We start from the raw sequence: 12500 nt of genomic DNA on the forward strand, positions 1-12500 counted from the left end.
CTCCCACGTCGCGGACCGACGTGCCTGGGACCCGCATCTTTCCGGATCGCGGGTCCCGGACTCAACCGGGCGTGCTCACGCCCCCGTTGCCGCCGCGCCCGCCACCCGGCGGCGCAGGCGTCGGGTCAGCCGGGCCAGCATGCCGTGGCGTGGGGCCAGGGTCCAGGCCAGGAGGAAGAAGCCGGTGGCCACCAGGACGATGGTGCCGCCGGTCGGGAGGTCGATGCTCCAGGAGAGATAGAGGCCGACCAGCGCCGAGGCGCCGCCGATCAGCGGGGACAGCAGCATCATCACGCCGAGCCGGTCGGTCAGCAGCCGCGCGGTGGCGGCGGGGGTGACCAGCAGGGCCAGCACCAGGATGTTGCCGATGGTCTGCACCGAGATGACCACCGCGATCGAGACCATCACATAGAGCGCCAGATCCAGCGCGAAGACCGGCAGGCCCAGCGCCCGGGCCGACTCCCGGTCGAGGGTGACGGCGACGAACTCCTTGTGGAACAGGAAGGTCAGGACCAGCAGCACGGTCGAGGAGACGGCGACCACCACCAGGTCCTCGTCCGGGATGCCGGTGATCGAGCCGAAGAGGAACTGCTGGAGCGAGCCCGAATAGCCGGGGGAGCGGCTGATGATCACAATGCCGAGCGCGAACGCCGCGACAAAGAAGACACCGATCACGCTGTCCTCGCGCAGCCGCCGGTTCTGCGCGAAGACGGCGACGGCGACGGCGGTGAGCACCCCGGCCACCGCGCCGCCCAGCACCAGGTTGCCCTGCACCACGAACGCCACGGCGAGCCCGGGGAAGACGGCGTGCGCGACGGCGTCGCCGATGAACGCCATCCCGCGCAGCACCACATAGCAGCCGATGACGCCGCAGACCGCCGAGGACAGCAGCGCCACAAAGAGCGCCTTCGGCAGGAACGAGAGCGCGGGGTTGACCAGATCGGCGAAGAACTCCTGTGGGGTCAGCATCAGTTGACCCCAAGCGCGGCCAGCAGCGGACTACCGGCCCGGATGCCGAACGCCGTCCGCCACAGCTCGGCGTCACGCAGCTCAGCGGGTGTGCCGGTGGCCACCACCGTCCGGTTGACCAGACAGAGCCGGCCGCAGGTGTGCAGCGCGGCGGCCAGATCGTGGGTGGTCATCAGCACCGCCCTGCCCTCCCGGCTCAGTTCGGCGAAGAGATCGGTCAACAGCTCCTGCGTCGGCATGTCGAGGCCGGTGAACGGCTCGTCCAGCAGCAGCACGCTCGGCCGCAGCGCCAACGCCCTGGCCACCAGGACCCGTTGGCGCTGGCCGCCGGAGAGCTGCCCCACCGGGCGGTCGGCCAGCTCCGTCATCCCGACCCGGGCCAGCGCCGCGCCCGCCGCGCGGTAGTCGTCCACCCCCGCGCGGCGCAGCCAGCCGACGCGGCGCACCCGACCGGAGAGCACCGCGTCGGCGACATCGATGGGGAAGTCCCAGGCGAACTCGTGGCGTTGCGGCACATAGCCGACCCGTTGCCTGACCCGGGCGATCGGCGCGCCCTCCACCTCGACGGTGCCCGAGGCGGGCCGGACCAGGCCGAGCACCGAGCGGAGCAGGGTCGTCTTGCCGGCCCCGTTGGGGCCGATCAGCCCCATGAAGTCGCCGCTCTCCACGGTGAGTTCGACATCGCGCAGCACCAGCCGCCCGCCGAGGGCGACGTTCAGGCCGCGCACCGAGACGGCCGCCGTCATGACGCGTCCCCCTCGGGCCCTGCCGGGGCTTCCGGGGCGGCCGCGAGGCGCCGGGCCCGTCGGCCCCGTGCGGTGACGGTCACCACGGCGGCCAGCAGAGCCACGGCCACCGCGCCCACCGCGAGCAGCACCGCCGGCAGGGACGATGTCGCGCTCTCGTCCCCGGCCGCCGGCTCCTCCTCCTGGGCCCCGTCCGGTTCCGGTGTCGCCGGGACGGGCGTGGGCTCGTCGGCGGTCGTGGCGAAAGCCTCGTCCACATCCGTCGCCTCCCCGACGGCGAAGCGCAGCGGTGCGCGGTCGGCGACGGTCTCCCCGGTGATCAGCTCGGCCGAGACCTCGAAGTCCACGACGTAGACGCCGGGTTCGGTGAACACCCAGTTGGCGTGGGTGTGGGTGTTGACGTCCACCCACAGCTCCTGCGGGCCGGGCTCGTCACCGTCCCACAGCACCTGGGGCGCGCCGAGGTCGCCGTTCTGGAGGAAGACCGCGAGATGGCCGGGGCCGTCGACGCCGTGCATCGTCAGCGTCACCCCCCGGTTGACCCGCGCCATGACCTCCGGGTCCTGGGTGTTCCAGCCCAGCCAGACCACCTCGGGCGCCTGGGTCTGGGGGATGACATGGAGGTCGCTGCCGGGCTCGGCGTCCAGAAACGCGAACCGCGGGTTGTCCGGGGCCTGTTGCACGGCGTCGTCGACGACTCTGGTCACCACATCGGTCAACGACCGCCATACCGGCGGCGACTGGGAGTCGTCCCGGCCCTGGATGCGCCATGCGCCGTCGACAAAACGGGGGCCGATGTCCACATGGCCGATGTCGAGCACCGCCCGGCCGGTGGCGTTCTCCTCCTCGGGGGCCACGGTCTGCTCCAGATCGTCGCCCTCGTCGGCGTTCTCGTCGGCATGGACGGCCGGCGCGGCCAGGGCGAGGAGGCCGACGGCGAGCAGGGCCGTCACCGGAACGGCCCGCCGGCGCGACGGGCCGGGCGGCTTGCGGAGTTGAGGCATCGGGAGTCCTGGGTTCTCTCGGTCTGGGAAGGGCTTCTTGGGGGCTTGAGAGCTTGGGGGCTTGAGGGCTTGGGACTTGGCGGGGCTCGGGGGGCTCGGGGGTCAGCCGAGGCAGTCGCGCAGTGAGTCGGCGTTGGCGCGCATCATCGCGACATAGCTGGTGACGTTCTCGTCGAAGGCGTCGCCATAGATCACACACACCTCCACGCCGCGCTCCTCGGCGATCTGGACGAGGGTGCTGGAGCGGCTGCGGAGGTTGGGCTCCAGGAAGACGGCGGGCACAGCGAGGTTGTCGATGGTCTCGCCCAGCCGGCGCCGCTCGGCCAGGCTGGGCTCGGTGGCCGGGTTGGGCGTCACAAACCCGGCGATGTCCAGTCCGTAGGCCGCGCCCAGATAGCCGAACGCGTCGTGGGTGGTGACCAGTTGACGGCGGGAGGCGGGTATCTCCGCGATGGTCTCCGTCAGATGCTCGTCGAGTTCCTCCAACTCACCCAGGTAGTCGCTGGCGTTGGCGCGGTACTCGGCGGCGTGGTCCGGGTCGATCTCGATCAGGGTGTCGCGGATGATCTGCACATAGGCCATCGCGTTGCGGACGTTCTGCCAGAGATGCGGATCGATCTCGCCGTGCACATGGCGGCCGAGAACCGCCTGGGGCAGCTGGTGGATCTCGTCGCCGGCGCGGCCCAGCATCCGGAACCTGAGGTCGCCCGGCACCTCGGTGAGCGCCTTGTTGGGCACCTCGATCACCGTTTCGGCCGGGGCGTGCGACTCCCGGTGGGCATGGCCGCCGTGGCCCTCCCCGTCGGCGAGGATCGTCACCCCCTGCGGCCCGTCCAGGTCGACGGTGATATCGGCGTGCCCCCCGCCGAGGACGGTCGCCCCGGCCATGCCGGGAACGGAGTGCGGGTCGACGCCGACGGCGAAGGTGATCGTGGTCCCGCCCACGGGCAGCGGCCGGCTGGTCTCCTCGGGCACCAGCTCGGCCGCCAACTCAAGGCGGTAGACGCCTGGTTCGGTGAACGCCCAGCTCATATGGGTGTGGGCGTCCGGCGGGAGCAGCGCGGTGTCGTGTCGGTAGCCGTCGCCGGCGTCGAAGCCGTCGGAGGAGTCGAAGAAGACGGCCGGCTCGCCGAAGGTCTCCGTCAGATAGCCGACCAGCTCGCCCGGTCCGTCGAGAGCGGTGGCCTTGAGCCGCACCTCCGACGTGCGGTTGGCCCCCGACTCCTCGCCCGTGCCCCGGACGCGCAGACCCAGCCAGATGGTGTCGAGGTTGACGTTCTCCACCAGCGGGATGATCTCGGCGGCATAGCGCACCGCGCGCTCGGCGAGCGAGATATTGGGCACGTCGTCCGGCAGGTTGGCGTCCAGCGCGCGGATCAGGTTCTGCTCCTCCAGCATCAGGTAGTTGCTGAACGCGGCGTCGGCGTAGACGATGTCCCGCACATCGCGCAGCGTCGGCTCGTGCGAGTGCGGATCGCCGCCCTCGGGCACCAGCGACTCGACGTCGACCCGTTCGCCGCCGACCTGCCGGGCCAGATCGGCCAGGATCCCGGTGGTGGTGACGACGCTGACGCGGCCGTCGTCCGGCGGGGTGGCCAACCCGCCGCAGCCGACGACCGTCCATGTCAGCGCGGCGGCGATGGCCAGCGCGGCGCTTCTTCTGGCCATGGGCCGACTGCCTCTCCTGGTGAACATCCCTGTGTCTCCCGTGGTGTTGGGCCGACGGCGCCTGCCGGGGAGGGGCGCCGTCGGCCCGGTCCCGCGTCAGGCGATGGCCGTCCGCTGCCGTCGGGCGAGCAGGAACGCGCCGGCGCCGGCGGCCAGCAGGGCGGTGCTGAGCCCCGCCACCAGCAGGGGCGGGAAGCCGCTGCCGGTGCTGGCCAGGTTGCCGACCGCGCCGCCCGTCAGGTCGTCGTCGGCGTTGTCGGCGAGCACGCAGTCCTCGCCGTCGGCCGTCCGGCCGGCCGTCGCCGTCCCGCTGGCGGCGCCGTCGGGGGCGTCCCCGACCGCGAAGGTGTAGGTGGCGGCGTCGCTGGTGATGGCCTCGCCGGTGGCCGGGTCGGTGGCGGTGGCCCGGGCGGTGAGGGTGTAGGTGCCGGGGTCGGTGAACGTCCACTGGGCGTGGGTGTGCGCCGGGGTCTCCTCCCGGATGGTGCCGGGCAGGTCGAAGTCGCCCTCCTCCAGCAGCGGGACGACGCCGCCGAAGGTGTTGGTGGTGTAGAGGAAGACCTCGCCCGGGCCCTCGACGGCGCTGACGGCGATCTCCACGTCGGTGTAGCCGCTGCCGGCGGTGCCGTTGGTGTTCCAGCCGGGCCAGATCAGGTTCGGGTCCTGGGTGAGCGGCAGCAGATAGCCGCTGGGCGAGCCCGGGTACCCGTCGGGGATCTCCTCGGTCCAGGCGTCCTGCTTGACGTGCAGCAGCACATCCTCGGGGGCGTGCGTCACATGGCTGCCGGTCACATCCTCCTGGAGGTCGAGGGTCAGCTCCTCGCCCTCGGCCTGGACGTTGAAGGCGTCGATATGGCCGTGGTCGAGCACCAGCGCGTCGCGCGTGTCGCCGTCCCGGTCGACGGGGAAGCACTGCGGCTCGTCGTCGCCACCGTTGCCGCCGGCGGTCGCGCCGTCCGAACCGCCGTTGCCGGACGAGCCGTTGTCGCTGCCCCCGTCCTGCCCGTCGCCGTCGCCGTTGCCGCCGTCGTGGCCGCCCGAGCCGCTGTCCTGACCGCCGTCGTCGCCGTCGCCGTCGTGACCGCCGTCGTGGCCGCCCTCGTGGCCGCCCTCGTGGTCGTCGATGTGGATGGTCACCGGCTCCGATGCGGCGGCCACCTCGTGGTTCTCGTCGAGCAGTTCGGCCCGCAGCTGCTGGCCGTCCACCTCGGCGGTGCCCGAGTACCGGTCGCCGTTGCCGCCCTCGGCGGCCTCCCACTCGGCGGCCTCGGAGTCCCTGGTGTACCAGTGGTAGTGGTCCAGCTCGGTCTCCACCTCGGGGACGGCCGTCAACTCGACCGGGTCACCGGTGTGGTAGTGGTGCGCCAGCCCCTCGATCGACAGGCTGGTCGGGTCCGGGTCGGTCGGATCGGGGTCCGGGTCGGGGTCCCCCGGCACGCCGACCGCGAAGGTGTAGGTGGCGGCGTCGCTGGTGATGCTCTCGCCGGTGGCCGGGTCGGTGGCGGTGGCCTCGGCGGTGAGGGTGTAGGTGCCGGGGTCGGAGAACGTCCACTGCGCGTGGGTGTGTGCGGGGGTCTCCTCCCGGATGGTGCCCGGGAGTTGGTAGCCGCCGTCCTCCAACAGCGAGGTGACGGTGCCGAATCCGGTCAGCGTGTAGAGGAAGACCTCGCCCGGGCCCTCCACTTCGCTGACGGCGATCTCCACGTCGGTGAGGCCGCTGCTGGCGGTGCCGTTGGTGTTCCAGCCGGGCCAGATCAGGTTCGGGTCCTGGGTCAGCGGCAGCACATAGCCGGCCGGCGAGCCCGGGTACCCGTCGGGGATGCCCTCGGTCCAGGCGCTCTCCTTGACCTGCAACAGCACGTCCTCGGGGGCGTGTCGGACATGCGAACCGGTGACGTCCTCGGCGAGGTCGAGCACGACCTCGCCCCCCTCGACGGACACGTTGAACGCGTCGATATGCCCGTGGTCCAGCACCAGCGGATCGGCCGCCTGGGCGGCGCCCATGGCTCCGACCACCAGGGCGGAGGCCATCAGACCCGCGACGGCGGGTCGCCATCCGGGGCGTATTCGGGTGGTCATGTGGTGGGTTGCTCCTTCTGCTCTTCACGGCACCGCGGAAACGAGCCGGCCGCGGCTCTCGGAAGGCGAGCGTACGTAACGATAATCGTTTTCATCAAGGGGTTCGGGGGCGCCCGCTCCGTGGGTTGTCGACATCCCACGCCCGGCACGGCTCGGCGCCGGGGCGGCCGGCCGCGTCAAAAGGGCCAGCTGGCAGCGGAGTTGAAGACCCCCGGCCCGCTCAACGTCGTCGCGCCGCATGTGACACACGACATAGCGGGGGGTCGCTCCTCGGGACCTCGGTCCCGGGGGTCGCTCGCGCCGTCGGGTGCGAGGTGGCTCGGTGGGCGAATATCGTCCGGGGGCCGGGTCCCGGCCGGGCGCCATAGGGGTGTTCGAAGTTCGAACACATAGGATGGCTACCGCAAAGAAAGCGTGCGGGCCGGTCGTTGTGGCGTGCGGGAGAAGGGGAACGGGGCGGCGGGTGCTTCGGGAACTGAGGGTGGGCACGCCGGCGGAGGTCGGCCCCTATCGGCTGCTGGCGTTGCTCGGCGCCGGCGGCATGGGCGAGGTCTGTCTCGGCTCGCGGGACGGGGAGTTGGCCGCCGTCAAGACCGTGCGGCGGGAGATCGCCGTCGACGGCGAGTTCCGCGTCCGGTTCCGGCGGGAGGTCGCCGCCGCCCGCGCGGTGCGGCACCCCCGGGTGGCGCGGGTCCTCGACGGGGACGCGGAGGCGGAGCGGCCCTGGTTGGCGACGGAGTATGTGCCGGGCCCCAGCCTCCAGGAGGCGGTGGCCAGGTGCGGCCCGCTGCCGGTGCCGGTGGTGCGGCGGCTCGGTGCCGATCTGGCGCGGGCGTTGGCCGCCGTGCACGGCGCCGGTCTTGTGCACCGTGACGTCAAGCCGGGCAATGTGCTGTTGGGCGCCGAAGGACCCCGGCTGATCGACTTCGGCATCGCCAGGGCGACGGACGCCAGCACGCTCACCGCCACCGGCAAGATGATCGGCTCGCCCGGTTTCATGTCCCCGGAACATATCGCCGGCGGGCGGCATGTCACGGCGGCCTCGGATGTCTTCTGCCTCGGCGCGGTCCTCTGCTTCGCCGCGACCGGCGGCGGACCGTTCGGCGAGGCGCCGCTCGCCGTGCTGCTCTACCGGATCGCCGAGGGCGAATCGGACCTCTCGGCGGTGCCCGAAGAACTCCGCGAGACGCTGACCGCCTGTATCCACCCCGAGCCGGCGCGCCGCCCGCAACTCGCCGAAGTTATCGAGCGGTTCGACGAAGCGGGCGAGGGCGAGCGCGCCTGGCCGGCCCCGGTGAGGGAGCTGATCGAAGGTCAGGAGGCCGAGGTCCGCCGGCTGACCGCCCGCCCCCCGATGCCCCCGGGGCCCCCGCCCGGGCCCGGCCCGCTGGTAACGGTCAGCCCCGGCACCGCCGTCGGCGCCCGCCGGCGCCGGCCGCGCGCCGGCCTGCTGCTGGCCGGCGTCGGACTGGCCGTCGGCCTCACCGCCCTCTGGTGGTCGCGCGGCACCGACGAGCCCGAAGCGGGCGGCGGAGCCCCGCCGGACGTGGGAACGGTCGCCGAACTGCCCCCGGCCGAACGGGTCACCGTCGACGCCATGGGCGGGCCCGACCGTGGCCGGAACTTCTCCGCGCACACCCTGGACCGCCCCGAGGAGTGGCGCGAGTGGTCCGGCGCCTTCGCCGGCGCCCCCGAGCACTGCGCGCTGGGCAGTTCCCTGCTGGTCTGCCGGCTCGCCGACGGCACCCTCCAGGCGCTGGCGGTCGCCGACGGCAGCCCGTTGTGGCAGGCCACGCCCGACGACGCCGCCGCGCCCGACTCGCTGGGCGCGCCCGCGCTCGGCGGCTCGCTGGTGCTGTCCGCCGAGGGCGGCCGGCTGGTGGCCCGCAACACCGCGACCGGCGAACGGTACTGGGACGTCGACCTGCCGGGCGACCGCCCCGAGGCCGGCGGGCAGCCGCTGACCGCCGACGACACCGTCTTCCTCGCCACGGCCGGCGACGACGGGGTGACGATCGCCGCGCACGCCCTGGCGGACGGCGCCGAGCTGTGGCGGCACCCCGCCGGCGCACCGCACCGGGACGAGGAGGACCGGCCCGTTCCCGCCGTGCAGGCGTATGGCGGGGGAGCGCTCTTCGCCAACGACGCCGACGGCCTGGTGGCGTTGGACGGCGCGACCGGCGAGGAACGGGCGCGGGACGGATCGGGCGCCCCCTACTGCGCGAACGGCCGGCTGGCCGGCAGCTATCTGGCCTGCGCCTACCTCGCGGACTCCGAACGGGCCGGCGGCTTCTACCAGTTGATGGCGAGCCAGGGCCTTGAGGTGAAGATCGACGATGACGACGAGGGGCGTCCCGACCCCTGGCTGACGCCCGGCACCATCCCCTCGCCCGGCGATACGGACGGGTCACGGGAGACGGTGCGGGCGTTCAGCAGTGGCACCATGCTCACCCTGCGCGGCGATCCCGGGGCCGAGGAGTTGCTGATCCGCGACCTCAGCTACTACGACGAGCGGCCCCGGACGCTCTGGCCGAGGCCTGGCGGGCAGGCCGACGCGCGGGTCGGTTCGCCCGTGTATGTGGGCACCCGCGCGGTCTTCGTGGCCGGCGACACCCTCTATGTCCACGAGCCGGGCGACGGCCAGGAGTGGGAGGTGCCGCTGCCCGCCACCGGCGCCGGCGCCGATTCGCCCCAGCTGCTGGCGGTCGGCGGGTTGGCGTATCTGGTGTGGTCGGACGGCACGGCGGTCTCGGTCGAGATCCCGTGACGGGCGGCGAATCCCCCGACGGCCCCGCGACGGGCGGCCGGTGGGGCGGGCAAAGCGAGCGAGGTCGGTCCGGAGGAGAAGCGGGATGCTGGAAGCACTGACGCCACACGACCCGGCGTGGGTCGGCCCCTACCAGCTGCTGGCCCGGCTCGGCGCCGGCGGCATGGGCGAGGTCTATCTGGCGCGCCGGGACGCCGCCGACCCCGGCGGCGAGCTGGCCGCCGTGAAGACCATGCTGCCCGAACTGGGCGCCGACCACGACTTCCGGACGCGTTTCCGGCGCGAGACGGCGGCGGCCCGCGCGGTCAGCGGCCCCTACACCACCGCCCTGTTGGACGCCGATCCGGACGCCGACCCGCCCTGGCTGGCGACGGAGTATGTGCCGGGCCCGACGCTCCACGCGGCGGTCGCCCGGTGCGGCCCGTTCCCGGTGCCGGTGGTGCGACGCCTGGGCGTCGATCTGGCGCGGGCGTTGGCCGCTGTGCACGGCGTCGGTCTTGTGCACCGTGATGTGAAGCCGGGCAATGTGCTGTTGGGCGCCGAAGGACCCCGGCTGATCGACTTCGGCATCGCCAGGGCCGCCGACGCCACCGCCCTCACCGCCACCGGCATGCTGGTCGGCTCGCCCGGCTTCATGTCGCCGGAACAGGTCCGGGCCGACAGCCCGACGGCCGCCCCCTCCGACGTCTTCTGCCTCGGCGCGGTGCTGTGCTTCGCCGCGACCGGCCGCAGCCCCTTCCACGACGAGGAGACCGCCGCCGTCCTGCTGCGCATCAGCCGGGCCCAGGCCGATCTCACCGCCGTCCCCGAGGAGTTGCGGGAGATCCTGGCCGCCTGCCTGCGCGCCGCCCCCGACGACCGGCCCGAACCCGCCGAACTCGTCGAGCGGTTGACGGATCCCCGTGCGAGCGCTGCGTTCCCGTGGCCCGCCCCGGTGGGTGAGGTGATCGACGGGCACGCCGCCGAGCTGGCCCGGGTGCTGGCCCAGGCGCCGGCGCCGCCGTCCGCGCTGGACACCATGTCCGCGCCGCCCGGCCCCCCTTCCGTTCCTGGTCCCGCCCCGGAGGCGACCACGGCGGCGCACGGCGGCCGCCGGCGCCGCGTGCCGCTGCTGCTCGTCGGCGGCGCCGCGCTGGCAGCGGCCGGTGGACTCCTCGCCGGGCTCCTGCTGTTCGGCGGCGACTCCGACAACGACAGGGAAACGGCCGCGCCCACCGAGACATCCGACGACCAGAACGGCGAGACCGGCGAGGGCGGCGAGAACGGTGACGGGACGCCGGCCGAACCACAGCCCACATCCGCCGAGTTCTTCCGCAACACCTTCGCCATCCACCCCGTCACATCGGAGATGCGCCCCTTTGTCGCCCTGCCCGCGCCCACCGACCCCGCCCTCCGCCCGGAGGGCTGGGCCCCCTGGCAGGCTCAGCTGGACGGACTGCCGGACAGCTGCTCCGTCAGCCACGAGTTGATCTCCTGCCTGGTGGACAACGGCGAGAGCCGGCAGGTGAGGGTGCTGAACGCCGCGAACGGCGAGGAGATCACCCGCGACGCGTGGCAGTCCCAGCAGGGCTTCGGCGCGCCCACGGTGAGCGGCGGCTTCGTCTACCTGGTGAACGGCGTGGACGTCGTCCGGGTGCGAGCCGTCGACGACGAGGTCGAGACCGTGCTGACGGGCCCGCCCGGCTATACCGTCGGGCGGGTCGTCGTCGAGGGAGGCGTCGTCTATGTCAGCTACTTCGGCGACGCCGGCGTGGGCTCCTCGTTCAGCATGCTGTTCCGCGCGTTCCAGGAGGAGGATGGCGAACGGCTGTGGGAGCGGGAGGTCACCGGTGCCTACCCGCAGTCCATGCGGCTGGCCGGCGGCAGGATCTTCCTGGAGAGCGGCATCGCCTCCGGCGAGGTGTTGGACGCCGCCACCGGCGAACCGGTGGAAGGTGCCAGCGGGGCCTGCTCGACCTGGCTGCTGGCGGACGGCCTGGTGTACTGCTCGGAAGCCCTCGGCAGCGGGGGGACCGGTTCCCTCTGGGACATCGAGACATGGGAGCCCCTGATACTGCCGTCCGGCGTGGAGCCGGTCTCCGGCGAACACGGCATCGGGATCGACCGCTCGGACCCCGAGGTGGTGACGGCCCGGGGCCTGCGGACCGGCATCGCGATGTGGACCGCCCCGGCGGAGGACTTCTACTACCACAGCGACCTCGTGGCCACCGGGGACCTCCTACTGGCGTCGGGGCTCGGCCAGTTGGACATCTACCGGCTCTCCGACGGCGAACTCCTCGGCCCTCCGGAACTCCCCGAGGACTGGCTCGGCGCGGTCCGGGGCGGCACCGCCCACGACCCGCTCGCCATCGCCCACGGCGGCATCCTGCACATCTTCTACCAGAACGGGGACGTCATCAGCACCGAACTCCCCACGGGCTGAGGGGCGACCGGGGCTCAGCCCGGGTCGCGCGCCAGTCCGCTGCCGTCGGCGTCCATCGAGTAGTGCCAACGCCCGTCGCCCACAAAGCCGAAATCGATCCGCAGTGGCCCGTTCCCGGGGCCGTCGCCCCGGACACGCCGGACATGGATCTCGCTGTACCCGGCCGGTTCCTCCCCGTTCTCGGCGACAAACTCCGCCCTCGCCCGTTCGAACGCGGGCTGGATCTCGTCCCACGCCACCTCGTCCAACGAGAACTGCCCGTCGGCCGAGAGCGGTTGGATGGCGTCGTTGCCGCGCCCCGCCTCGGTCACGTCGCCCTGCTGATAGCCCCACAGACGCACCCACCGCTCGCCCGGTTCGATCGGCATATGCGCCCATACCGCCGCCGTGCTGATCGTCACCTCCGTGGCCTGCCGATGCCCGGCACGGTCGCTGAGCGCCGCCAACGCGGCCTCCAGCGCCTCCGGTTCGTGGATGGGGACGGCGGGCTTCTCGTCGCCGATCGCCTCCACACGATCGACGATCGCCTCCCTGGACGGATAGACGGCGAGCAGCAACCCCAGCGCCAGCACCAGCGCCCGGCCGACGGCCCGCCCCGGCCCGCCCCCCTTCGGCAGATCCAGCTCCCGGCCCCTCACCACCCGGGCGACCAGCCAGACCACCACCAGCACGATTCCCACCAACGCCGGCCGGTGGTCGACTCCCTCACCCCCACCGACGGCCTGCGCCACCATGCCGCCGACAACCAGCCCGACCCCGAGCAGCACGACAACCGCCCACAGCGGTCTGACGAAACGGTCCATCCCCGTATGCTGCCGCAGCGACTGTCAGCGTGGGGTGGTTGG

General features: G+C 73.0%; 8 protein-coding genes. 2 read left to right on the forward strand and 6 right to left on the reverse strand.

Annotated features, from left to right (window positions below):
* Nucleotides 1–75: 75 nt before the first annotated feature.
* The 5 genes from AOM46_RS02170 to AOM46_RS02190 form a co-directional block, all read right to left on the reverse strand.
* On the reverse strand, nt 76–969 hold the full coding sequence (locus AOM46_RS02170) for an anchored repeat-type ABC transporter permease subunit (protein WP_199823905.1): 894 nt from the start codon (nt 967–969) through the stop codon (nt 76–78).
* A complete protein-coding gene (locus AOM46_RS02175) occupies nt 969–1715 on the reverse strand; it encodes an anchored repeat-type ABC transporter ATP-binding subunit (protein ID WP_062204711.1) in 747 nt (248 codons plus the stop codon). The genes AOM46_RS02170 and AOM46_RS02175 overlap by 1 nt, the downstream gene beginning before the upstream one ends.
* Complete coding sequence (locus AOM46_RS02180) at nt 1712–2719, reverse strand: choice-of-anchor M domain-containing protein (RefSeq protein ID WP_062204714.1); 1008 nt, start codon at nt 2717–2719, stop codon at nt 1712–1714. Before AOM46_RS02180 ends, AOM46_RS02175 begins: the two co-directional genes overlap by 4 nt.
* Before the next feature lie 102 nt (nt 2720–2821).
* The gene (locus tag AOM46_RS02185; protein WP_078856391.1) at nt 2822–4387 is read right to left on the reverse strand and encodes an anchored repeat ABC transporter, substrate-binding protein; all 1566 of its coding nucleotides are present in this window, start codon (nt 4385–4387) and stop codon (nt 2822–2824) included.
* Nucleotides 4388–4483: 96 nt separating this feature from the next.
* Nucleotides 4484–6466: a choice-of-anchor M domain-containing protein gene (locus AOM46_RS02190; protein WP_062204717.1), complete on the reverse strand. Its 1983-nt coding sequence runs from the start codon at nt 6464–6466 to the stop codon at nt 4484–4486.
* A 481-nt stretch (nt 6467–6947) separates the two neighbouring features.
* Here AOM46_RS02190 and AOM46_RS02195 point away from each other — a divergent pair, with 481 nt between their 5' ends.
* Both AOM46_RS02195 and AOM46_RS33775 read left to right on the forward strand, forming a co-directional pair.
* Nucleotides 6948–9233, forward strand: coding sequence for a protein kinase (locus AOM46_RS02195; protein WP_158920202.1), 2286 nt, complete (start codon nt 6948–6950; stop codon nt 9231–9233).
* Nucleotides 9234–9318: 85 nt separating this feature from the next.
* Entirely contained in the window at nt 9319–11655 is a 2337-nt protein-coding gene (locus AOM46_RS33775) for a serine/threonine-protein kinase (RefSeq protein WP_062204722.1), read from the forward strand.
* A gap of 14 nt (nt 11656–11669) precedes the next feature.
* On the opposite strand, the gene AOM46_RS02205 is transcribed toward AOM46_RS33775, so the two are convergent.
* On the reverse strand, nt 11670–12458 hold the full coding sequence (locus AOM46_RS02205) for a hypothetical protein (protein WP_062204725.1): 789 nt from the start codon (nt 12456–12458) through the stop codon (nt 11670–11672).
* Between the last annotated feature and the right edge of the window lie 42 nt (nt 12459–12500).

Source organism: Streptomyces sp. NBRC 109706 (assembly GCF_000974485.1).
Classification (GTDB): Bacteria; Actinomycetota; Actinomycetes; order Streptomycetales; family Streptomycetaceae; genus Streptomyces.